General features: G+C 66.0%; 15 protein-coding genes. 11 read left to right on the top strand and 4 right to left on the bottom strand.

The features are described from left to right. Window positions 1–13: 13 nt before the first annotated feature. The 4 genes from H4O11_RS02335 (at window position 14) to H4O11_RS02320 (ending at window position 4,140) form a co-directional block, all read left to right on the top strand. Window positions 14–1,390: an FAD-dependent oxidoreductase gene (locus H4O11_RS02335; RefSeq protein WP_246333213.1), complete on the top strand. Its 1,377-nt coding sequence runs from the start codon at window positions 14–16 to the stop codon at window positions 1,388–1,390. Beyond that, the gene (gene sbcB, locus H4O11_RS02330) at window positions 1,390–2,829 is read left to right on the top strand and encodes an exodeoxyribonuclease I (RefSeq protein ID WP_182337819.1); all 1,440 of its coding nucleotides are present in this window, start codon (window positions 1,390–1,392) and stop codon (window positions 2,827–2,829) included. The genes H4O11_RS02335 and sbcB overlap by 1 nt, the downstream gene beginning before the upstream one ends. Next, window positions 2,826–3,512, top strand: a complete 687-nt coding sequence (locus H4O11_RS02325) for a TIGR02453 family protein (RefSeq protein WP_182337818.1) — start codon at window positions 2,826–2,828, stop codon at window positions 3,510–3,512. The genes sbcB and H4O11_RS02325 overlap by 4 nt, the downstream gene beginning before the upstream one ends. A 76-nt stretch (window positions 3,513–3,588) precedes the next feature. Next, window positions 3,589–4,140 carry a DUF2939 domain-containing protein gene (locus H4O11_RS02320; RefSeq protein ID WP_182337817.1) on the top strand — a complete coding sequence of 184 codons (552 nt, stop codon included), beginning with the start codon at window positions 3,589–3,591 and terminating at the stop codon, window positions 4,138–4,140. A gap of 10 nt (window positions 4,141–4,150) precedes the next feature. On the opposite strand, the gene H4O11_RS02315 is transcribed toward H4O11_RS02320, so the two are convergent. The 3 genes from H4O11_RS02315 to H4O11_RS02305 form a co-directional block, all read right to left on the bottom strand. Beyond that, entirely contained in the window at window positions 4,151–5,101 is a 951-nt protein-coding gene (locus tag H4O11_RS02315) for a 5'-nucleotidase (RefSeq protein WP_182337816.1), read from the bottom strand. A 50-nt stretch (window positions 5,102–5,151) separates the two neighbouring features. Continuing rightward, entirely contained in the window at window positions 5,152–5,925 is a 774-nt protein-coding gene (locus H4O11_RS02310; protein ID WP_182337815.1) for an NAD kinase, read from the bottom strand. Window positions 5,926–6,129: 204 nt separating this feature from the next. Next, window positions 6,130–11,106 (bottom strand): NAD-glutamate dehydrogenase, encoded by a 4,977-nt coding sequence (locus H4O11_RS02305; protein WP_182337814.1) that lies wholly within the window; start codon window positions 11,104–11,106, stop codon window positions 6,130–6,132. Window positions 11,107–11,349: 243 nt separating this feature from the next. Between H4O11_RS02305 and H4O11_RS02300 the strand changes: the two genes are divergently transcribed. Genes H4O11_RS02300 through H4O11_RS02290 form a run of 3 tightly spaced genes read left to right on the top strand, consistent with a single transcriptional unit; the run spans window position 11,350 to window position 16,439 of the window. After that, window positions 11,350–12,006, top strand: coding sequence for a TetR/AcrR family transcriptional regulator (locus H4O11_RS02300; RefSeq protein ID WP_343042754.1), 657 nt, complete (start codon window positions 11,350–11,352; stop codon window positions 12,004–12,006). Continuing rightward, on the top strand, window positions 12,006–13,250 hold the full coding sequence (locus H4O11_RS02295) for an efflux RND transporter periplasmic adaptor subunit (protein WP_182337812.1): 1,245 nt from the start codon (window positions 12,006–12,008) through the stop codon (window positions 13,248–13,250). Before H4O11_RS02300 ends, H4O11_RS02295 begins: the two co-directional genes overlap by 1 nt. 15 nt (window positions 13,251–13,265) lie before the next feature. Continuing rightward, window positions 13,266–16,439: a multidrug efflux RND transporter permease subunit gene (locus H4O11_RS02290; RefSeq protein WP_182337811.1), complete on the top strand. Its 3,174-nt coding sequence runs from the start codon at window positions 13,266–13,268 to the stop codon at window positions 16,437–16,439. 214 nt (window positions 16,440–16,653) lie between these two features. Here the strand turns inward: H4O11_RS02290 and H4O11_RS02285 are convergent, their stop codons facing one another. Further along, window positions 16,654–17,802 (bottom strand): acyl-CoA dehydrogenase family protein, encoded by a 1,149-nt coding sequence (locus H4O11_RS02285; protein ID WP_182337810.1) that lies wholly within the window; start codon window positions 17,800–17,802, stop codon window positions 16,654–16,656. 235 nt (window positions 17,803–18,037) lie between these two features. Here H4O11_RS02285 and H4O11_RS02280 point away from each other — a divergent pair, with 235 nt between their 5' ends. The 4 genes from H4O11_RS02280 (at window position 18,038) to H4O11_RS02265 (ending at window position 24,292) form a co-directional block, all read left to right on the top strand. Next, window positions 18,038–18,967 (top strand): ArsR/SmtB family transcription factor, encoded by a 930-nt coding sequence (locus H4O11_RS02280; protein ID WP_182337809.1) that lies wholly within the window; start codon window positions 18,038–18,040, stop codon window positions 18,965–18,967. A gap of 7 nt (window positions 18,968–18,974) precedes the next feature. After that, entirely contained in the window at window positions 18,975–20,066 is a 1,092-nt protein-coding gene (locus H4O11_RS02275) for a homocysteine S-methyltransferase family protein (RefSeq protein ID WP_182337808.1), read from the top strand. After that, the gene (metH, locus tag H4O11_RS02270) at window positions 20,063–22,747 is read left to right on the top strand and encodes a methionine synthase (RefSeq protein WP_182337807.1); all 2,685 of its coding nucleotides are present in this window, start codon (window positions 20,063–20,065) and stop codon (window positions 22,745–22,747) included. The genes H4O11_RS02275 and metH overlap by 4 nt, the downstream gene beginning before the upstream one ends. Window positions 22,748–22,957: 210 nt before the next feature. After that, window positions 22,958–24,292: an amidohydrolase family protein gene (locus H4O11_RS02265; RefSeq protein WP_182337806.1), complete on the top strand. Its 1,335-nt coding sequence runs from the start codon at window positions 22,958–22,960 to the stop codon at window positions 24,290–24,292. Window positions 24,293–24,361 lie beyond the last annotated feature (69 nt).

The following is a 24,361-nucleotide window of genomic DNA, read 5'->3' as shown; positions in this document are numbered from 1 at the left end:
GTCGGATACCTCGTTGAAACCCTCCCCGTCGCGTTCCCTGGCCATCGTCGGCGCCGGCCTGGCCGGCTCGCTGCTGGCCATCCTGCTGTCACGCCGTGGATGGCGCGTTACCGTTTACGAACGTCGCGGCGACCCGCGCGTCAGCGGTTATGAAAGCGGCCGCTCGATCAACCTGGCCCTTGCCGAGCGCGGCCGGAACGCATTGCGCCAGGCGGGCGACAACGTCGAGGCAGCGGTGATGGCGCGCGCGGTGATGATGCGCGGGCGGATGGTCCATCCGCGCGATGGTACCCCGCCGCAGTTGCAGCGCTATGGGCGCGACGACAGCGAAGTGATCTGGTCGATCCATCGCCGCGACCTGAACATCACGCTGCTGGAACTGGCCGAGCAGGCCGGGGCTGAAGTGCACTTCCACCGCCGCCTGCATACGGTGGACTTCGATGCAGGCCATGCGCGCTTCATCGACGACCGCGACGACACCCCGCACGACATCCAGTTCAACAGCCTGGTCGGCGCCGACGGTGCCGGTTCGGCGCTGCGGGCGGCGATGAACCGGCGCCAGCCGCTCGGCGAGCGCACCGAGTTCCTCGACCACTCCTACAAGGAACTGGAGATTCCCCCAGCGGCCGGCAACGCGTTCCAGATCGACCCCAATGCGCTGCATATCTGGCCCCGCGGACGCTACATGTGCATCGCCCTGCCCAACCACGAAGGCACCTTCACCGTCACCGTGTTCCTGCCGAACAAGGGCGATCCCGGATTCAACACGGTCACCACCGGTGCCGAGGCGCAGGCCATGTTCGCGCGCGACTTTCCCGATGCGCTGCCGCTGATCCCCACCCTGGTGGAAGATTGGGAAGCGCATCCGCCGGGCCTGCTGGGCACGCTGTACCTGGAACGCTGGCACACCGACGGCAAGGCCGTGCTGATCGGCGATGCCGCACATGCGATGGTGCCGTTCCACGGCCAGGGCATGAACTGCGCATTCGAGGACTGTGTTGCGCTGGCGCGCCAGCTGGACGATGCCAGCGACCTGCAGCGTGCCTATGCCGCGTTCGAAGTGGAGCGATCGCCCAACGCATGGGCAATCCAGCAGATGGCACTGGAAAACTACCTGGAGATGCGCGACCAGGTCGCCGACCCCGCCTTCCTGCTGCAGCGTGAACTGGAACTGGCCCTGCAACAACGGTGGCCCACGCGCTTCGTGCCACACTACACCATGGTTACTTTCCTGCACACGCCCTATGCGGTCGCGCTGGAGCGCACCCGGATACAGCGCCGCATCCTGCGCAACGCCACCAGCGGCCTCGATTCACTGCAGCAGATCGACTGGCCGGCGCTGCAGGCCGAAGTCCACGCCAAGCTGCCTGTCCTGGAGGGCGCGCACTGATGGCCGACAGCTTCCTGTTCTACGACCTGGAAACTTTTGGCCAGGATCCACGCCGTACCCGCATCGCCCAGTTCGCCGCGATCCGCACCGATGCCGATCTCAACGAGATCGACGAACCCAGCAGTTTTTTCGTGCGTCCCGCCGATGACCTGCTGCCCTCGCCCCATGCCACCCTGGTCACCGGCATCACCCCGCAACATGCGCTGGCCGAAGGCGTGGGCGAAGCCGAAGCATTTGCACGGATCAACGAGCTGATGGGCCGGCCGGGCACCTGCGCATTGGGCTACAACACCCTGCGCTTCGACGACGAGTTCGTCCGCCACGGCCTGTTCCGCAACTTCTTCGATCCCTACGAGCGCGAATGGCGCAATGGCAACTCGCGCTGGGACCTGCTGGACATGCTGCGGCTGATGCACGCATTGCGCCCGCAGGGTATCCAATGGCCCAAGCGCGAGGACGGCGCCACCTCGTTCAAGCTGGAGCACCTGGCCGATGCCAACGGCGTGCGCGAAGGCGATGCCCACGAGGCCCTCTCCGACGTGCGCGCCACCATCGGCATGGCGCGGCTGTTCCGCAACGCACAGCCACGCCTGTGGGATTACGCGCTGCGCCTGCGCGACAAGCGCTTCGTATCCAGCCTGCTGGATGTCACCGCCTTGCAGCCATTGCTGCACGTTTCCATGCGCTACCCGGCAGCGCGGCTGTGCGCGGCACCGGTGCTGCCGCTTGCCGTGCACCCGCAGATCAACAACCGCTATATCGTGTTCGACCTGGATGGCGACGTCGAGGCACTGCTGGACCTGCCTGCCGAGGTCATCGCCGAACGCCTGTACCTGCGTGCCAGCGAACTGCCCGAGGGCGTGGCACGGGTGCCGCTGAAGGAAGTCCACGCCAACAAGGTGCCGGCATTGGTGGCCTGGAACCACCTGCGCCCGGATGACCATGCCCGGCTGGGGCTGGACGTCGCGGCCATCATGGCCAAGGTGGAGCAGTTGCGGCCGCATGCGCCGCAACTGGCGGAGAAAGCGCGCCAGGTCTATGCACGGCAGCGCGAGATGGGCGTCTCCGACGTCGATGCTTCCGTATACGACGGCTTTCTGGGTGCGGGCGACAAACCCTTGCTGGCGCGCGTACGCACTACCGCACCACAGGCACTTGCCGCGCTGGAAAGCCAGTTCAACGATCCGCGCCTGCCGGAACTGCTGTTCCGTTACCGGGCACGCAACCATCGCGACAGCCTGGACGCCGACGACCGCGAGCGTTGGCAGGCTTACCGCCGTCGCCGCCTGGCCGGCGAGGAAGGCCTGGGCGAACTGAACCTGCAACAGTTCCAGCAGCAGATCGATACCCTGGCCGCCGAACCATCCGACGACCCACGACGCCCCGCCCTGCTGCAGGCATTGCGGGACTGGGGCAACCAGCTGCAGGAGGACCTGTGAGCCGCTACTTTTCCGATGCCAGCTTCCGCTTCCTTCGCGCGCTTGCGCTGCATAACGAGAAGCCGTGGTTCAACGACCACAAGCAGCAATACGAAGACCATGTACGGCAGCCGTTCCTGCGCCTGATCGGTGACCTGCAGCCGGCGCTGGCCGAAGTCAGCCCGAAGTTCCGGGCCGACACGCGCACGGTGGGCGGCTCGCTGTTCCGCATCTACCGGGATGCGCGCTTTTCCAACGACAAATCACCGTACAAAAGCTGGCAGGGCGCGCGTCTGTTCCATGAGCGGCGCCGCGAGGTTGCCGCCCCTTCGTTCTATGTCCACCTGCAACCAGGTGGAAGCTTCGTCGGCGCAGGCCTGTGGCACCCGGAGCCGGATACCCAGCGCCGCATCCGCCACTTCATCCTGGACAATCCCGGCAGTTGGAAGCAGGCCGCGCATGCACCTGCCCTGCGTCGTCGCTTCGAACTGGAACAGAACGAAAAACTGGTACGGCCGCCGCGCGGATTCCCGGCGGACTTCGAGTTCATCGAAGACCTGAAACACCGCAACTGGGTGATGTGGCGCCCGCTGGACGATGCCACGATGATCGGGCCGCGCCTGCTGTCCACGCTGGGCAAGGACCTGGCGACGCTGGGGCCTTTCGTGGATTACCTGTGCGCCTCGCTCGACCTGGAATTCTGAACCCGGTCACCGGGGCTTAACCCGCCCCGGGCACGGATGCGGCAGGCTGGCATGACCTCCCGCCGCCGCCCTGCCCATGAAGAAATCCGCCGCCATCGTGTTGTTGCTGCTGCTGGCCGCATGCGCCTGGTGGTTCAGCGGCCCCTACCTCACCGTGCATGGCCTGTCGCAGGCGATCGAGCAGCGCGACACCACGCGGCTGGACCGTCATGTCGACTTCCCACGGGTGCGTGCCAGCCTGCGCGCGCAACTGAGCGATTACCTGGTACGCCAGGCCGGCCCGGATGTCGCCGGCAGCCCCTTCGGCGCTTTGCTGCACGGCGTGGGCGACCAGCTTGGCGGCGCGGCGGTGGACACCCTGGTGACGCCCATGGGCATCGGTGCCCTGCTGCAGGGCCATGTACTGTACAAACGCGGGCGCAATGAACTGCAGGGCGGCGACTCATGGGCACCGGTGGAAACCGCGCAGCCGTTGAAGGAAGCACGCCATCGTTTCGAACGCCTGGACCGTTTCGTCGTCGATATCGAGCGGGGCCCCGGCCAACCGCCGTTGCAGGTGGTGCTGGAACCGCAGGGCCTGCGCTGGCGCGTGGTCGACCTGCGCAATGCGATCCCGGCGTCGCGATGATCCGCGCGCATCACGGCCCTTCGTTGGCCACCCCATGCGGCACGTGGCCGGCGGCAACGTGCTCGCGCGCACTGTCGATGTTGTGCTGCGAATCATCGAAGAAGATATCCGCGCCGAAGGCCTGCAGGAACGGCCCCTTGTGGCGGCCACCGAGGAACAGCGCCTCATCCAGGCGCACGCCCCACTCGCGCAGGGTGCGGATCACCCGTTCGTGTGCCGGCGCCGAGCGCGCGGTCACCAGCGCGGTCCGGATCGGTGCGTCGTCGCCGGAAGGAAATACTTCCTGCAGTGTATGCAGGGCGGACAGGAAGCCGCGGAACGGACCGCCGCTCAGCGCCTCGCGCGCGCGTTCGCGTTCATGGCGACCGAAGGCTTCCACGCCCTGCTCGCGTGAAATCCGCTCGCTTTCATCACCGAAGATCACCGCATCGCCGTCGAAGGCAATGCGCAGCTGGCCAGCCGGCCGCCGCGTGTCCACCACCTGGTCGGCCGCTGCCGCCGCCGTTTCGCCGGGCGGCTTGGGCAGGATGGTGGCTGCGGCGATGCCATGGCGCAACGCACTGCGTACCGATTCGGGATTGGCCGACAGGAACAGATCGGTGCCGAAGGGCTTCACGTAAGGCCAGGTCGGCTCACCGGCAGTGAACGTGGCACGGATGATGCCCAGCCCATAGTGCTGGATGGAATTGAAGATGCGCAGGCCGGTATCGGCCGAATTGCGCGACAGCAGGATCACCTCGACGCGGGGATTCTCCGGGCTGGCGCCCTGGTTCAGGGCCAGCAGCTTGCGCACCACCGGGAACGCAACACCGGGGCCGAGCACATCGTCCTCGTGTTCACGCTGGTAGGTGGCATAGGCATCCACGCCCTCGCGCTCGAACAACGCATGGCTTTCTTCGAGATCGAACAGGGCGCGCGAGGTCACCGCAACGGTCAGCAAACGGGGGGTGTTGTCGCCCATCGGGTCGGTTTCCTTGCAGCGGCCGGCGGTTGCCGGCGGCCTATTGTCGCTCAGAACACGAACTGTTCGGACAGGATCCGGTCTTCCAGGTTGTGCTCGGGGTCGAACAGCAAGGTGACCCGGCGTTCGCGCGATTCGCGGATGGTCACTTCGACCACGTCACGGGTTTCATGCGAATCAGCGGTGACGCTGACCGGACGCTTGTACGGGTCCAGCACCCGAAAGCGCACTTCGGTGTCGGCCTTGAGGATGGCGCCGCGCCAGCGGCGCGGACGGTAAGGCGCCAACGGCGTCAGCGCGATGGTATGCGAGCCCAACGGGAGGACCGGCCCATGGGCGGAATAGTTGTAGGCCGTGCTGCCGGCCGGCGTGGCGACCAGCACGCCATCACCGATCAGTTCGGCCACGCGCTCCTGGCCGTTGAGGTCGATGCCGATGTGCGCCGCCTGGCGGGTCTGCCGCAGCAGCGAGACATCGTTGTAGGCCAGCGAACCGGTTGTGGTGCCTGACTCGGTCAGCGCGATCATTTCCAGTGGCCGCAGGTTGGCCGGCTCGGCCAGCGCGATCCGCGCCGGCACGTCCTCTTCGGCAAGATACTGGTTCATCAGGAAGCCCACCGTGCCCAGTTTCATGCCGAACACCGGCTTGCCCAGATGGCCATGGCGGTGCAGGGTCTGCAGCATGAAGCCATCCCCGCCCAACGGACACAGCACATCGGCCTCTTCCGGGGAGAAATCGCCATGGCGCGAGACCATCGCAGCCAGCGCCATCCGTGCGGGTTCGGTATTGCTGGCCAGGAAGGCAATGCGGGGGGTGTCGCTCATCGGTGGATCCGGGGGGAAGGCTTGATGGAGAGCATAACCGAGCGCCGCTGCGCTCGCCGGGCATGGCCCGGTGCTACCTGGAACCATGCGCGTCGGTAGCGCCGGGCCATGCCCGGCGAACGGCAGACCCCAACGCAGAACGGCCCCGCTTTCGCGGGGCCGTTCCGTTTCACGCATGCCGGGCATGGCCCGGCACTACCTCAGTTACGCACCATGCGCAGCCAGCTGGCCCAGGCGCTGCACCGCGACCGACACGGTCGGATAGTCCAGTGCCTTCTGCTCGGCCAATTCCACCAGCATCGCCAGGGTGAAACGCAGGCTGTTGTCGTCGCGGCCGATCCAGGCAGCGACCTTGGCTTCCGCATTCGAGCCCCGGGTCGCCAGTACCTGGCCGGTCAGGACGCGGTGGTGCGCAGCCAGCTCGTCACGCAGCACGCCACGGGCAACCGCATGCCAGCGGCCATTGACCTCCAGCGCATCGATCTGCTCGAACAGCCACGGCAGGCTGAGCGCCTCTCCCAGCCGGAAGTGGATCTTGGAAACATCCACCGGCTTGAGCTTGCGGGTACGCGCCAGCTCGATGATGTCGAAGGCCGGTTCCAGGAAGTGCAGCTCAGCCAACTGCTGCGACAGCGCGGCCGGCAGCCCCTTCTCGTTCCACTGCTGGACCAGCCCTTCATACGTCGGCCGCTGCGAATCGGGCAGGATTCCCGATGCGACACGGATGTCGTTGAACGGGCCCTGGTAACGATCCACCGCCGCGGTGATGCCGGGCATCGGGCCGGGGCGGGACAGCAGCCAGCGTACGAACGAACGCTGCAGCTTCCAGATCACTTCCAGCGCGTCGATCTGCACCGATTCGGGCAAGCTGCCGTCCAGCGCGTCGATCTGCGCCCACAGCGCGCGTGCATCCAGCGTCTCGCGGCTGATCGTGTAGGCCTTGGCGACCTCGGCGACGGAGCGGCCGGTGTCTTCCTGCATGCGCATCAGGAACGTCGCGCCCATCCGGTTGATGGTCTGGTTGGTTACCGCAGTAGCGATGATTTCGCGCTTCAGGCGGTGGCGCTCCATCGCATCGGCGTACTTCTTCTGCAACGGCTGCGGGAAGTAACGCTGCAGCTCCTTGGACAGGTACGGGTCTTCAGGGATGTCCGAGTCCAGCAACTGGTTGAACGCCACCAGCTTGGAATAGGACAGCAGCACCGACAGCTCCGGGCGGGTCAGGCCCTGCCCGCGCGCCTTGCGCTGGGACAGCTCGGCATCGGAAGGCAGGAACTCGATCTGCCGGTCCAGCAGGCCCTGCTGTTCCAGCACCCGGATGAAGTGCTGCTTGGAGCCCAGGCGCTTGACCGCCATCCGCTCCATCAGGCTGAGCGCCTGGTTCTGGCGGTAGTTGTCGTTCAGCACCAGGGCGGCGACTTCATCGGTCATCGAAGCCAGCAGCTTGTTGCGCTGCTCGACGGTGAGCTTCTTCGCACGCACCACGTCGTTGAGCAGGATCTTGATGTTCACCTCGTGATCGGAGGTGTCCACGCCGGCGGAATTGTCGATGAAATCGGTATTGAGCAGCACGCCGGCCTGGGCGGCTTCGATGCGGCCCAGCTGGGTCATGCCCAGGTTGCCGCCCTCGCCCACCACCTTGCAGCGCAGCTCGCCGCCATTGACGCGCAGCGCGTTGTTGGCGCGGTCACCGACGTCACTGTGCTGCTCGCTGGCGGCCTTGACGTAGGTACCGATGCCGCCATTCCACAGCAGGTCGACCGGCGCCTTCAGGATCGCACTCATCAGGTCGTTCGGGGCCAGCGCCTTGACGTTCTCGTCCAGGCCCAGCGCCTGGCGCACCTGCGGGGTGATCTCGATCGACTTGAGCGTGCGCGGGTAGATGCCGCCACCCTTGCTGATCAGCTTGGCATCGTAGTCGGCCCAGCTGGAACGCGGCACGGTGAACAGGCGCTCACGCTCGACGAACGTGCTGGCCGCATCCGGATCCGGGTCCAGGAAGATATGCCGGTGGTCGAACGCGGCGACCAGGCGGATGTGGCGCGACAGCAGCATGCCGTTGCCGAACACATCACCGGACATGTCGCCGACGCCGGCGGCGGTGAAGTCCTGGCTCTGGCTGTCATGGCCCAGCGCACGGAAATGGCGCTTGACCGACTCCCATGCACCGCGTGCGGTGATGCCCATGCCCTTGTGGTCGTAACCCACCGAACCACCAGAGGCGAACGCATCGCCCATCCAGAAACCATGCGCCACGGCCAGGCCATTGGCGATGTCGGAGAACGTCGCGGTGCCCTTGTCAGCCGCCACCACCAGGTACGGGTCGTCCATGTCGTGGCGGACCACGTCGATGGGCGGCACGATCCTGTTGTTGACGATGTTGTCGGTGATATCCAGCAGGCCCTGGATGAACAGCTTGTAGCAGGCCACGCCATTGGCGAACACCGCGTCGCGGTCGCCGCTGGCCGGCGGCACCTTGGCGAAGAAGCCGCCCTTGGCCCCGACCGGCACGATGACCGTGTTCTTGACCATCTGCGCCTTGACCAGGCCCAGCACTTCGGTACGGAAGTCTTCGCGGCGGTCCGACCAGCGCAGGCCACCACGGGCCACCGCGCCGAAGCGCAGGTGCACGCCTTCCACGCGCGGGCCATAGACGAAGATCTCGCGGTACGGGCGCGGCTTGGGCAGGTCCGGCACCAGCGCCGAATCGAACTTGAAGCTGATGCAATGGCCGTGCTGGCCGCTGGCATCGGTCTGGTAATAACTGGTGCGCAGGGTGGCGTCGATCACGCCCATGAAGCTGCGCAGGATGCGGTCCTCGTCCAGGCTGGAGACGCGGTCCATCAGCTTCAACAGCGCATCGCGCGCGGCCTGCATCTGCCCGTCACGGCTGCCCTTGCGTGCGTCGACCACGCTCTTGAGCACCTTCAGGGTGGCTTCGTCGCCGGCAGCCAGTACGTCCAGGTGGGCCTTCAACGCCGCCTGGCCGGCGGCGATGTCGTCCTTGCTTTCATTGCCAGTGGCCGGGTCGAAGCGTGCCTCGAACAGTTCCACCAGCAGGCGGGCCAACAGCGGGTAACGGGTGAACGTACCTTCCACGTAGGCCTGCGAGAACGGCACGCCGGTCTGCAGCAGGTACTTGCAGTAGCCACGCAGCATCGACACCTGGCGCCAATGCAGGCCGGCGGCCAGCACCAGGCGGTTGAAGCCATCGTTCTCCGCATCGCCATGCCACACACGGGCAAAGGTCTCGCCGAAGGCCTCGTCCACGCTTGCCGCATCGATGGAACCGGCGACCGACTCGACCTCGAAGTCCTGCACGTACACCGGCGCGTTGTCGACCGACAGGCGGTACGGGCGCTCGGCGATCACGCGCAGGCCCATGTTTTCCATCATCGGCAGCGCATCGGACAGCGGGATGTCATCCAGCTGGCGGTACAGCTTCAGGCGCAGGCCATCGCCGTTCTCGCGCGGCACGGCCTGCAGGCTCAGGCGCAGGTCGTCCGGACCGGTCAGCGCATCGAGCTGGCTGACATCACTGGCGGCCACCGCCGTGCTGTTGTCTTCGATGTAACCGGCCGGCAAGGCCTTGCCGATGCGTGCGGCAATGCGCAGGCCTTCGGACTCGCCATGGCGGCTGACCAGCGCTTCGCGCAGGTCGTCCTGCCAGTTGCGCAACAGGTGGGCCAGGTTCTGCTCCAGCGCGCTGGTGTCCACGTCCAGCACCGGGCCGGCCTTGGGACGCACGATCAGGTGCACCTGGGCCAGCGGTGAATCACCGAGCACCACCGAACTGTCCACGTGTTCGCCATGCAGGGTGTCCTTCAACATCGCCTCGATGCGCAGGCGCACGTCGGTGTTGAAGCGCTCGCGCGGCAGGAACGCCAGCGCGGAAATGAAACGGCTGTACTTGTCGCGACGCAGGAACAGGCGGCTGCGCACGCGCTCCTGCAGGCCCAGAACGCCCATCGCGGTGCGGAACAGTTCATCCTCGCTGGACTGGAACAGTTCCTCGCGCGGCAGGGTTTCCAGGATGTGGCGCAGCGCCTTGCCACTATGGCTGGACAACGACAACCCGGAGCGCTCCATCACGTGCTCGTAGCGCTGGCGCACCAGCGGGATTTCCCACGGGCGGCGGTTGTAGGCACTGGAAGTAAACAGGCCGAGGAAACGCTGTTCGCCGATGATCCGGCCCTTGGCGTCGAACTCCAGCACGCCGATGTAGTCCATGTAACCGGTGCGGTGCACGCGCGAACGCGCGTTGGTCTTGGTCAGGATCAGCGCGTCCTTCAACCCGGACGTGGTGTTCAGTCCCTGCGCGGCAAGCGTCTTGACCGGGCGCGCAGCAGACTTGTCACGGCCGCGCATCAGGCCCAGGCCGGTGTCGTCCAGCGGCGCCAGCACGTCTTCCTTGCCTTCCTTCTGCACGCGGTATTCGCGGTAGCCGAAGAAAGTGAAATGGTTCTCCGCGGCCCAGCGCAGGAACTCCTGTGCTTCGCTGCGGGAGGCATCGTCCACCGGCAGCTGGCGGTTGCCGAGATCGTCGGCCACGGCGAGTGCCTTGTCACGCATCGGCTGCCAGTCGCGCACGATCGAGCGGACTTCCTCCAGCGCCTTGTTGATGCGCTGCTCGACCGCCGCCATCGCCTCGGGGCTCTGCCGGTCCATTTCCAGCAGCATCACCGACTCGACCTCGCCTTCGCCGACCTTGGCCAGCTTGCCGGCCTTGTCACGGCTGAAACGGATCACCGGGTGGCCCAGCACGTGCACGCCGATGCCCTGCTCGGCCAGCGCCATGGTGACCGTGTCGACAAGGAACGGCATGTCGTCGTTGACGATCTGCAGCACGGTATGCGGCGATTCCCAACCATGGGCCTTGGCCGTCGGGTTGAAAACACGCACGTTCGCCTTGCCGGCCTTGCGGCTGCGCGCGAACTCCAGCGTGTCGGCGGCAAGCGCTGCCCATTCTTCGGCGCTATGGCGCGGGAACTCGTCCGCTTCCATGCGCCGGTAGAAATCGCTGGCGAACGCCACTGCCTCGGCCTGCCCGGCCGCCGGGTATCGCTTGCGCAAGGCCGTGTACACCGGCTCCAGGGAGAAACCCGATGCCGGGGCACGCTGGGTATCAGCCGACTCGGGCTTGCTTTTCACGGTTTTGACTGCAGTCTTTTGCGATTTCATGGCAGAGCGACGCGTATTGCCCAGTTGGGAAAATGAAATTGTAGCCCTGTTATGTGAAAAGGCCTTGCTGCAGGACGGAATATGCGGATACGGGTTGGGTGGCGTTTACATGCATTCGCCACGGCGCCTGGCAGGCGCTGTTGATGCCGATGCCACTCCACGGGTTGGAAAGTGCTGGCCGATGTCACGGAATAGCCGTCGGTACGATTCCACAATTCTGAACTGGACGGTATAGTCCACTCCGTGACCCCTGCCCCTCCTCCCGCATCCGACATGGACGCGCGCGACCTGCGTGTGTTCGATGCCGTGCGCGAACTGCTGGCGCGGCATGGCATGCAGATGAGCATGGAAGCGGTGGCCCAGCACGCCGGCTGCTCCAAGCAGACCCTGTATTCGCGCTACGGCAGCAAGCAGGAACTGCTGCGCCGGGTAGTGGAGCGGCACGTCCGGCGGGCAACCGCAGGATTGTGTGGCCCGCGCGCGCAGGATCCGCGCAACAGCCTGCTGCGGTTCGCCACCGATTACCTGGAACATTTCAGCCAGCCGCACGTGGCCCAGGCCTGCAGGCTGATCTCGGCCGACGCGGCGCGCTTTCCGGACGAGGCCCGCAACCTTTATCGTGATGGCACCGGCGCGCTGACGCTTCATCTTGCTGAATGGATGGAAACCACAGCCCGCTGCGGCCAGCTCAGGCATGACGACCCGCACTTCATGGCCGAACTGCTGATCAGCATGATCGGTGGCCAGGACCTGGACCGACAACGCTTCCACATGACCCACCGCGATGACGCCGCCACGCGTCTGCGTTGGGCCGAATTTTCCGTCGACAGCTTCCTGCGTGCCTTCGCACCAGCAGTGCCGACCCAGCCGCATTCAAACCAACACCGGAGTTTCTCCTGATGATCGCCCCACTCCGCACCCTCGCATTGACGTGCGCCGTCGCTGTCGCACTGGCAGCCTGCAAGCAGCCGGAACAGCAGACGCCCCCGCCGCCGGAAGTGGGCGTGATCGATGCCAAGCCGCAGACCCTGCCGCTGCAGCGCGAACTGGTCGGCCGCCTGTCGCCCTACCGCAGTTCCGACGTGCGCGCGCGCGTACCGGGCGTGCTGCTCAAGCGCGTGTACCAGGAAGGCAGCGAGGTCAAGCAGGGCCAGACCCTGTTCCTGATCGACCCGGCTCCGCTGCGCGCCGAACTCAATGCGTCCGAGGCACAGCTGGCGTCGGCCAGGGCGACCTACGCCAATGCCAAGGTCGCCGCCGACCGGGCGCGCTCGCTGGCGCCGCAGGCCTATGTTTCCAAGGCCGACCTGGACAACGCCGAATCGACCGAGCGCACTGCGCAGGCCGCGGTGAAGCAGGCCGAGGCGGCGGTGAGCAGCTCGCGCATCAGCCTGGGCTATGCCGAAGTGACCGCACCGATCAGCGGCGTGGCCGGCAAGCAGCAGGTCACCGAAGGCGCACTGGTCGGCCAGGGCGACACCACCCTGTTGACCACGGTGGACCAGCTGGATCCGCTGTATGTCAACTTCTCGCTGAGCGTGGACGAGCTGTCGCAGCTGCGTGCCGCCCAGGCCAAGGGCGCGCTGGCGCTGAGTGGCGACGGCAAGGCGACGGTACAGGTGAAGCTGGCTGACGGCAGTACCTATGGTGAGGACGGCACGCTGGACTTCTCTTCCACCACGGTCGACCCGACCACCGGTGCGGTGTCGCTGCGCGCCCTGCTGCCCAACCCGGATCGCATCCTGCTGCCGGGCGCGTTCGTCAGCTTCCAGGCCACCCTGGGTGAGCGAAACAATGCCTACCTGGTACCGCAGCCGGCGTTGCTGCGCGATGCCACCGGCGGCTACCTGATGGTGGTCGGTGCCGATGGCAAGGTCATACGCCGCAACGTCAGGACCGAAGGTGCCCAGGGCGGCAACTGGCTGGTCACCGATGGCCTGCAGCCTGGCGACAAGGTCGTGGTCGCCGGCACCCAGAAGGTGAAGGAAGGCGCACCGGCCACCGCAAAGCCGTGGACGCCGGACCAGGCAGCCGCTGGCGGCCAGGCACCCGCCGCCGCGGGCGATGCCAAGGCCGCGCCGGCTCCGCAGGAACAGGCGCCAGCCGACCAGGCTGCGCCGGCCTCCGATTCGACCAAGCAGTAACGGGAACCCTCCGTCATGCCTAAATTTTTCATCGAACACCCGGTCTTTGCCTGGGTGGTAGCGATCCTGATCTCGCTCAGCGGCGTGATCGCGATCCTCAACCTGGGCGTAGAGTCCTACCCCAGCATCGCCCCGCCACAGGTCACCGTGACCGCCACCTACCCGGGTGCGAGCGCGGATACCACCGAGAAATCGGTCACCCAGGTGATCGAGCAGCAGCTCACCGGCATCGACCACCTGCTGTACTTCAGTTCTTCGTCGGCATCCAACGGCCGCGCGACGGTCACCCTGACCTTCGAAACCGGCACCGATGCGGACATCGCCCAGGTGCAGGTGCAGAACAAGGTCTCGCTGGCCACGCCGCGACTGCCTTCGGAAGTGACCCAGCAGGGCGTGGTGGTGGCCAAGGCCAACGCCGGCTTCCTGATGGTGGTCGCGCTGCAGTCCGATTCGGCAGCCATCAGCCGTGACGCGCTGAACGATATCGTCGGCTCGCGCGTGCTCGACCAGGTCTCGCGCATCCCCGGCGTCGGCAGCACCCAGCAGTTCGGTTCCGAGTACGCCATGAACATCTGGCTCAACCCGGAAAAGATGCAGGGCTATGGCCTGTCGGCCAGCCAGGTGCTGGCCGCGGTACGTGAGCAGAACGTCCAGTTCGCCGCCGGTTCGGTAGGTTCGGACCCGGCCCCGCAGGGCCAGCACTTCACCGCGACGGTGTCGGCCGAAGGCCGCTTCAGCACCCCGGAAGAGTTCGAGAACATCATCCTGCGTGCCAACGCGGACGGCTCGCGCGTGTTGCTGAAGGACATCGCACGCATTGCCTTCGGTGCGAACAACTACGGCTTCGACACCCAGTACAACGGCAAGCCGACCGGTGCCTTCGCGATCCAGCTGCTGCCCGGTGCCAACGCACTGAACGTGGCTGAAGCCGTGCGCGCGAAGATGGACGAACTGGCCCCCAGCTTCCCGGCGGGCGTCAGCTGGTTCTCGCCGTACGACAGCACCACCTTCGTCAAGATCTCCATCGAGGAAGTGGTCAAGACCCTGGTCGAGGCGATCCTGCTGGTCTTCCTGGTGATGCTGATCTTCCTGCAGAACTTCCGTGCCACCCTGATCCCGACCCTGGTGATCCCGGTGGCCCTGCTGGGTACGTTCCTGGGCATGTGGATGATCGGCTTCACGATCAACCAGCTGACCCTGTTCGCGCTGGTGCTGGCGATCGGCATCGTGGTCGATGACGCGATCGTGGTGATCGAGAACGTCGAACGCATCATGACCGAGGAGAAGCTTGCCCCCAAGCAGGCCACGCAGAAGGCCATGACCCAGATCACCGGCGCGGTGGTGGCCATCACCGTGGTGCTGGCGGCGGTGTTCATTCCGTCGGCCCTGCAGGGCGGTGCGGCTGGCGAAATCTACAAGCAGTTCGCACTGACCATCGCCATTTCGATGGGCTTTTCGGCCTTCCTCGCGCTGGGCTTCACCCCGGCACTGTGCGCCACCTTCCTCAAGCCGACGCACAACGACAAGCCGAACATCGTCTACCGCACCTTCAACAAGTACTACGACAAGATCAGCGGCACCTACGTGGGCCACATCACCTCCGCGGTGCGCCACGCCCCGCGCTGGATGATCCTGTTCGTGGTGCTGGGAGCGCTGTGCGCATTCCTGTTCACGCGCATGCCCGGCAGCTTCCTGCCCGAGGAAGACCAGGGCTACGCGCTGGCCATCGTGCAGCTGCCGCCGGGTGCCACCAAGGGGCAGACCAACGAAGTGTTCGCCCAGATGCGCGGCATCCTGGAGAAACAGGAAGGCTTCGAAGGACTGCTGCAGATTGCTGGCTTCAGCTTCGTCGGTTCCGGTGAAAACGTGGGCATGGGCTTCATCCGCCTCAAACCCTGGTCCGAGCGCGAGATCACCGTGCCCGACCTCATCAACAACCTGAACGGCGCGTTCTACGGGATCAAGGAAGCACAGATCTTCGTGGTCAACCTGCCCACCGTGCAGGGCCTGGGCCAGTTCGGCGGTTTCGACATGTGGCTGCAGGACCGTGCCGGCGCAGGCTTCGAGCAGCTGACCAACGCGCGCAACATCGCACTGGGGGCGGCTGCACAGAAGAGTGACGTGCTGACCGGCGTGCGGCCCAACGGCCTGGAAGATGCCCCGCAGCTGGCGCTGCACGTGGACCGCGTGCAGGCACAGACCATGGGCATGTCGGTGACCGACGTGTACAGCACCATCCAGCTGATGCTGGCCCCGGTGTACGTCAACGACTTCTTCAGCGAAGGCCGCATCAAGCGCGTGACCATGCAGGCCGATGGCCCGTACCGCACCGGCGAGGAATCGCTGAAGAGCTTCTACAGCCCTTCCTCGCTGGCCACCAATGCCGATGGCACCAATGCAATGATTCCGCTGAACACCGTCGTGCGTTCGGAATGGATCACCGCATCGCCGTCGCTGAGCCGCTACAACGGCTATTCGGCGGTCAACATCGTCGGTTCGCAGGCCACCGGCCGCAGTTCCGGCGAGGCGATGCAGGCAATGGAAGACATCGTCACCAACGACCTGCCCGCTGGCTTCGGCTATGACTGGTCCGGCATGTCCTACCAGGAAATCCTGGCCGGCAATGCCGCCACGCTGCTGTTGGTGCTGTCCATCGTGGTGGTGTTCCTGTGCCTGGCCGCGCTGTATGAAAGCTGGTCGATTCCAGTGGCCGTGCTGCTGGTGGTGCCGCTGGGCGTACTGGGGGCACTGGCGTTCTCGATGCTGCGTGGCCTGCCCAACGATCTGTTCTTCAAGATCGGCCTGATCACCGTGATCGGCCTGGCGGCGAAGAACGCGATCCTGATCGTCGAGTTCGCGGTGGAGCAGCGTGCGGCAGGCAAGACGCTGCGCGATGCGACCATCGAGGCGGCCCGCCTGCGCTTCCGGCCGATCCTGATGACCTCGTTCGCTTTCATCATGGGCGTGATCCCGATGGCCATCTCCACCGGCGCCGGCGCGAATTCGCGCCATGCGATCGGCACCGGCGTGATCGGCGGCATGGTGTTCGCCACCTTCCTCGGCCTGCTGATGATCCCGGTGTTCTTCGTGGTGGTCCGGCGCATGCTGGGCGACAAGCTGGATGAGCCGTCGAAGGAATTCGTCGAACGGCAGAGCGAAGCCGGCGGAGCGCATCGTCCGGACCGTTGATGCGCACGGACGGATGACAATGAAAGGCCCCGGAGCGATCCGGGGCCTTTTTTTTGGTTCTTCACCCATCGCCGGAATAACGCACGGTAGCGCCGGGCCATGCCCGGCGAGCGCAGCGGCGCCGTGGAGAATCCGCCGGGCATGGCCCGGCGCTACGTCAAGGTGTGCATGGCCTGTCGAAGGCCGGGCGGGGTGTCACCCGCTCGACCCGCCCTCAGCGCAGGCCGGTTTCGTTGCGGGCGATGACCAGGCGCTGGATCTCCGAGGTGCCTTCGTAGATCTCGGTGATCTTGGCATCGCGGAAATAACGCTCCAGCGGCATTTCCTTCGAATACCCCATGCCGCCGTGGATCTGGACGGCCTGGTGGGTGATCCACATCGCCGCCTCCGAAGCAGTCAGCTTGGCGATGGCAGCCTCGTTGCTGAAACGCTTGCCCTGGCCTTTCACCCACGCGGCGCGCAGGGTCAACAGCAGCGCCGCGTCCAGCTTGCACTTCATGTCCGCGATCTTGGCCTGGGTCATCTGGAAGGTACCGATGGCGGCACCGAAGGCCTTGCGATCCTTCACGTACTCCAGGGTCGCTTCATAGGCGGCGCGGGCGATGCCGATGGCCTGCGAAGCAATGCCGATGCGGCCAGCATCGAGTACGCCCATGGCAATCTTGAAGCCTTCGCCTTCCTGGCCCAGCACGTCTTCGGCCTGCGCCACGTAATCGTTGAACTCGATTTCGCAGGTGGCCGAGGCACGGATGCCCAGCTTCGGCTCGGTCTTGCCGCGGCCGAAGCCCGCGTTGTCGGTGTCGATCATGAAGGCGGTGATGCCACGTGCGCCCTTGTCCGGTTCGCTCATCGCGAACAGCACGATGTACTTGGCCACCGGGCCGGAGGTGATCCAGCTCTTCTTGCCGTTGATGACATAGGTGCCATCGGCCTGCTTGACCGCGCGGCAGCGCATGGCCGTGGCATCGGATCCGGACTGCGGCTCGGTCAACGCGAACGCACCGATGGCCGTGCCTTCGGCGATGGCGCGCACGTATTTCTGCTTCTGCGCTTCGCTGCCATGGGTCAGGATGCCGTTGCAGAACAGCGAATTGTTGACCGACATGATGGTCGAATGCGCCGCATCGCCAGCGGCGACCTCCACCATCGCCAGCACATACGCGATCGGGTCCATGCCCGCCCCGCCGTATTCGGCCGGCACTTCGATGCCCATCAGGCCGTTTTCACCCAGCAGCTGGATATTGGCCAGCGGGAACTCTCCGGTGCGGTCATGGTGCTCCGCGCTGGGAGCGATTTTTTCCTGCGCGATGCGCCGCGCCACGTCCTGCAGCATCAACTGCTCTTCAGTAAAGCTGAAATCCACAACAACCCTCCCGGGATAATGGTTGGCGGATTGTACCGGGGGCATCGCATCGGCAGCTGACTGTGAGGCCTGCCCTTCCATTCTCCTGGCCGGTCGCGCGCCCCCACGCGCACTGGACACGCAACGCCAGCCGCGCTGGAAAGCACCTGCGTTGCCGTTGGGCGCGGCCGGCGCGACCTTGACCGTGGCCGGCGCGGAGGCGAAAATATCCTTCTATCGCGATAGGTGGATATTTATGGATCTCGAGGACTGGTCGACCCGGCTGAAAGTATTTGCCGACGCCACCCGGGTGCGCCTGCTGGCGCTGCTGGAGCAGGAAGAGCTGACCGTGGCCGAACTCTCGGCGATCACCCGGCTGGCCCAGCCGCGGGTTTCGACCCATCTCGCGCGCCTGAAGGAAGCCGGACTGGTGCGTGACCGGCGCGCTGGCGTGTCGGCCTACTACCGCTTCGACGACGCCCAGCTGGACCCGGCGCAGCGCGCATTGTGGCATGCCCTGAGCACCGGCAGCGATGACCCGCTGCTGCGCCAGGACGCCGAGCGGGTCCCATCGGTGCTGGCCAGCCGCGCCGCCGACCAGAACTGGGCCGACAGCGTGGCCGGCGACATGGAACGCCATTACTCACCGGGCCGCACCTGGGAAGCGCTGGCGCGTACTGCACTGCCGCTGCTGGAAACCGGCGACGTGCTGGATATCGCCTCCGGCGACGGCGTGCTGGCAGAACTTGTCGCGCCGCATGCCAGCCGCTACGTGTGCATCGACACCAGCGCACGCGTGGTGGCGGCGGCAAGCGAGCGCCTGCGCCGGCTGCCGAACGTGGAAGTGCAGGAGGGCGACATGCATGCCCTGCCCTTCAAGGACCGCAGCTTCGACCTGGTGGTGCTGATGCACGCGCTGACCTATGCCAGCAAACCGGCACAGGCGGTGACCGAAGCGGCACGCGTACTGCGTCCCGGCGGACGGCTGCTGCTGTGCAGCCTTGCCCGCCACGAGCACAAGGCGGCGGTGGATGCCTATGGGCATGTCAACCTCGGTTTCAGCGACAAGGAACTGAAGAAGTTCGTCGACAAGGCCGGCCTGCAGGTGTCCAGCCTGGAGACGGTAACCCGCGAGAAGCGCCCGCCGCATTTCGAAGTCATCTCGCTGATCGCCCACAAACCCTGAGGTCGCCGTGCCCGCCCTGCCCTGGCTGCATCCCGAACGTGCCAATGCCCTGCTTGCCGCCCTGCGCGCGCGCATCCTGATCATCGACGGTGCGATGGGTACCATGATCCAACGCCACGGCCTGCAGGAAGACGACTACCGCGGTGAGCGGTTTGCCGGTGGCTTCGACCACCAGCATGGGCCGGGCTGCGACCATGCGCCCGCCGAAGGACACGACCTCAAGGGCAACAACGACCTGCTCCTGCTGACCCGGCCCGGGCTCATCGGCGCCATCCACACCGAGTACCTGCAGGCCGGCGCCGACCTGGTGGAAACCAATACGTTCAACGCTACGTCGGTCAGCCAGGCCGATTACCACCTTGAACACCTGGTCTATGAATTGAACAAGGCCGGTGCCGCCGTGGCGCGCGCCTGCTGTGATGCGGTGGAGGCCACCACGCCGGACAAACCGCGCTTCGTGATCGGCGTGCTGGGACCCACCAGCCGCACCGCCTCGATCAGCCCGGACGTCAACGACCCCGGCTTCCGCAACACCAGCTTCGACGAACTTCGCGGGACCTATCGGGAGGCCATCGAGGGCCTCATCGACGGCGGCGCCGACACCATCATGGTCGAAACCATCTTCGACACCCTCAACGCCAAGGCTGCCCTGTTCGCGGTGGAGGAAGTCTTCGATGCACGCGGTGCCCGGCTGCCGGTGATGATCTCCGGCACCATCACCGACGCCTCCGGGCGCACCTTGTCCGGGCAGACCGCCGAAGCTTTCCTGGCGTCGCTGGCACACGCCCGGCCATTGTCGATCGGGCTCAACTGCGCCCTCGGCGCCGATGCGATGCGCCCGCACGTGGAAACCCTGTCCCAGCTTGCCGACTGTTTCGTCAGCGCCCACCCCAACGCCGGGCTGCCCAACGCGTTCGGTGAGTACGATGAAACACCGGAAGAAATGGCCGCCACCCTGCGCGGCTTCGTCGACGACGGCCTGTTGAACCTGGTCGGTGGCTGCTGCGGGAGTACCCCCGCGCACATCCGTGCCATCGCCGATGCCGTGGCTGGCATCGCGCCACGCCGCCTGCCCGGTGAACAGGAGCAGGCCGCGTGACCTCCATCCGACCCACCCGCCTGTCCGGCCTGGAACCGCTGGTCATCACCCCGGAGCTGTTGTTCGTCAACATCGGCGAGCGCACCAACGTCACCGGCAGCGCCCAGTTCCGCAAGCTGGTCAAGGAAGAACGCTACGAAGAGGCGGTGGACGTGGCCCGGCAACAGGTGGCCAGCGGCGCGCAGATCCTCGACGTCAACATGGACGAGGGCCTGATCGATTCGGAAGCGGCGATGACCCGCTACCTCAACCTGATCATGTCCGAGCCGGACATCGCACGCATTCCCGTGATGGTCGATTCGTCGAAATGGAGCGTGATCGAAGCCGGCCTGAAGTGCCTGCAGGGCAAGAGCGTGGTCAATTCGATCTCGCTGAAGGAAGGCCAGCCCGCCTTCGTCGAACAGGCACGCAAGGTGCTGCGCTATGGCGCCGCCGCGGTGGTGATGGCCTTCGACGAAGATGGCCAGGCCGATACCTGCGCACGCAAGGTGGAGATCTGCACCCGCGCCTATCGCATCCTCGTCGATGAAGTCGGCTTCCCGCCCCAGGACATCATCTTCGACCCCAACATCTTTGCCGTGGCTACCGGCATCGAGGAACACGACAACTATGCGGTGGACTTCATCGAAGCCACCCGCATCATCAAGCGCACGCTGCCGCACTGCCACGTTTCCGGTGGTGTCTCCAATGTGTCGTTCTCGTTCCGCGGCAATGAAACCGTCCGCCAGGCGATCCATTCGGTGTTCCTGTTCCACGCCATCGCGGCCGGCATGGACATGGGTATCGTCAACGCTGGCGCAATGCCGATCTATGACGACCTGGATCCGGAGCTGCGCGAACGCGTGGAGGACGTGATCCTCAACCGGCGCAGCGATGGCACCGAGCGCCTGCTGGAGATCGCCGAACGCTACAAAGGCAAGAAGGGCGCGGCGCGGGTGGAAGACCTCGGCTGGCGCGACAAGCCGGTCAATGCCCGCCTGGCGCACGCGCTGGTGCACGGACTGGATGCATGGGTGGAGGAGGACACCGAGCTTGCGCGGCAAGCCGCCACGCGGCCACTGGATGTGATCGAAGGCCCGCTGATGGACGGCATGAACGTGGTCGGCGACCTGTTCGGCGCCGGCAAGATGTTCCTGCCACAGGTGGTCAAGTCCGCGCGGGTGATGAAGAAGGCGGTGGCCTACCTGCTGCCCTACATCGAAGCGGAGAAGGCACGCAGCGGCGATACCGCGCGCAGCAACGGCAGGATCATCATGGCCACGGTCAAGGGTGACGTGCATGACATCGGCAAGAACATCGTCGGCGTGGTGCTGGCCTGCAACAACTTCGAGGTGATCGACCTGGGCGTGATGGTCCCGGCACAGAAGATCCTCGACGCGGCGCTCGCCGAGAATGCCGACATCATCGGCTTGTCCGGCCTGATCACGCCGTCGCTGGAAGAGATGAGCCACGTCGCCCGCGAGATGCAGCGGCAGGGCTTCACCCTGCCGTTGATGATCGGCGGTGCCACCACCTCGCGCGCGCATACCGCGTTGAAGATCGACCCGCATTACAAGGCGCCCACGGTGTGGGTGAAGGATGCCTCGCGTGCGGTCGGCGTGGCCCAGTCACTGATCTCGCGCGACCTGCGCGCCAGCTTCGTGGCCGCCAACGAGGCCGAGTACGCGGAGATCCGCCAGCGCCACCGCAACCGCGGCGATGCCAAGCGGCTGGTCAGCCTGGCCCACGCGCGCGGGCAGAAATTCGACGGTGGCTGGGAGCAGTATGTTCCTCCTGCACCGAACCGTCCCGGCCTGCATGTGTTCGACGACTACCCACTGGCCGAACTGGTCGACTACATCGACTGGACGCCGTTCTTCCAGGCCTGGGAACTGGCCGGCAAGTACCCGGCAATCCTCACCGATGAGATCGTCGGCACCCAGGCCAGCGAGCTGTACCAGGACGCGCGTGCGATGCTGGGGCGCATCGTCGACGAGAAGTGGTTGCAGGCACGGGCGGTATTCGGTCTGTGGCCGGCCAACAGCATCGGCGACGATGTGCTGGTGCAGCACCCGGACGGTGCGACCACCCTGCATTTCCTGCGCCAGCAGGTGGACAAGCCGGCGGAGCGGCCGGACTTCTGCCTGGCCGACTTCATTGCCCCGGCCGACAGCGGGCGCCAGGACTGGATCGGTGCATTCGCAGTCACCGCGGGTATCGGCATCGATGCGCATGTCGCGCGTTTCGAGGCCGACCACGACGATTACAACGCCATCCTGCTCAAGGCGCTGGCCGACCGCTTCGCCGAGGCGCTGGCCGAACGCCTGCACCAACGCGTGCGTACCGATTTCTGGGGCCATGCCAGCGGTGAACAGCTGGACAACGCATCGCTCATCGACGAGAAGTACAGCGGCATCCGGCCGGCCCCCGGCTACCCGGCCTGCCCCGAACACAGCGAGAAGCAGACGCTGTTCCGGCTGCTCGACGCCGAAGGCAACGCCGGCATGCAGTTGACCGAAAGCTACGCCATGCTGCCGACGGCCGCCGTGTCCGGCTACTACTTCAGCCATCCGAAGAGCCAGTATTTCGTGGTGGGCCGGCTCAGCCGCGAACAGGTGGGCGATTACGCCCGGCGCAAGGGCGTGGACCGTGCCCAGGCCGAGCGCTGGCTGGCATCGAACCTGGACTACGATCCGGAATGAGGCGTAGCGCCGGGCCATGCCCGGCGGCGTTTCCGGCAACGGCCCGCTGCGCTCGCCGACCATGGGTCGGCGCTACCGATGCTTCGGTTGTAGCGCCGGGCCATGCCCGGCGAGGTACGCCTCGATCACCCCGATGCCGCAGGCCCGGTGCGTTGGAAGCGCCGCCAACGAACGGGTAGTCTCATGGTTCCCCTTCGACAGGATCCGACGATGCGACCGACCCTCCCGTGGGCCATGCTGCTCGCCGCCATTGCCCTGCCCGCGGCCGCCGAGCCGGTATTGCTGGAGAACGCCCGGGTGTTCGATGGCACCCGTGATCTCGGCATCACCCCGGTACTGATCGATGGCGCGCGCATCGTGCATGTCGGCAATCCACTGCCCGCTGCGGCTACCGGTGCCCGTCGCATCGATTACCACGGCAAGACCCTGCTGCCTGGACTGGTCAGCGACCATGCCCACGTCGGCAATACCGACGGCCTGGAGCATGGCGATCGCTATTACACGCGCGACAACGTGGTCCGCGACCTGCGCCAGTTCCAGCGCTATGGCGTCACCACGGTGACCGCGCTTGGCATGAACGGCCACGACTTCTTCGCCATCCGCAGGGAAGTCAACGCGGACCCGAAACTCGGCGCGCAACTGTATGGCGCCGGTGGTGGCATCGGCGCGGTGGACGGAGCCCCCCCAGCCGCCGCCATGGGCCTGCAACGCGACGCGGTAGCGCGTCCGCGCAACGCCGAAGAAGCCCGCGCGGCCGTGGCCAGCCAGCAGGCCGACGGCGTGGACCTGATCAAGCTGTGGGTGGACAACCTGGGCGGCAAGGTGCCGATGATGCCAGCGGAGATCTATCGTGCCGCCATCGCCGAAGCGCATGCACGCGGACTGAAAGTGGCCGCGCACATCCGCGACCTGGACCAGGCCAGGGATCTGGTGGATGCCAGGGTGGACATCATCGCCCACGGCATCCGCGACCGTGCGGTGGACCCGATGCTGGTGCGGAAGATGCGTGAGCAGGGCACCGGCTACATCGCCACGGTGAACATCGACGAAGCCAACTACTGGTATGCGGAGAATCCGCAGCAACTGCAGACGCCATTCCTGCGCGCAGCCCTGCCCAGCACGGTCCGTGAGCGCTGGGAGCAGCCGCAATGGCAGAGCCAGCAACTCGCGGGTGCGGGCATTCCCGGTGCGCGCAAGGCCGTGGAAATGAACCTGGAGAACCTGCGCCGGGTATATGCGGGAGGCGTGAAGCTGGGCTTCGGCACCGATTCGGGCGCCATGCCGCAACGGGTGATCGGTTTTGCCGAACATCGCGAACTGAAGCTGCTCACCGAGGCAGGATTGAGCCCGGCGCGGGCGCTGCAGGTTGCCACCGCCGATGCGGCGGACCTGCTGGGGTTGGCCGACCGTGGTCGTATCGCCACAGGCAAACGTGCCGACCTGCTGGTGCTGGACGCCGACCCGCTGGCTGACATCGAAAACAGCCGCAGCATCCGCGTCGTATGGCAGGCAGGCCAGGAAGTGGCTGGCCCGATCACCGAGTGAACGAGCCGGACCGGAGGAAACGCCGCCGGGCATGGCCCGGCGCTACAACCGAAGCTTCGGTAGCGCCGA

It is taken from the genome of Stenotrophomonas tumulicola (genome assembly GCF_014117215.1).
GTDB classification, from domain to species: Bacteria; Pseudomonadota; Gammaproteobacteria; order Xanthomonadales; family Xanthomonadaceae; genus Stenotrophomonas; species Stenotrophomonas tumulicola.
This window is presented reverse-complemented; position numbering and strand designations above follow the sequence as displayed.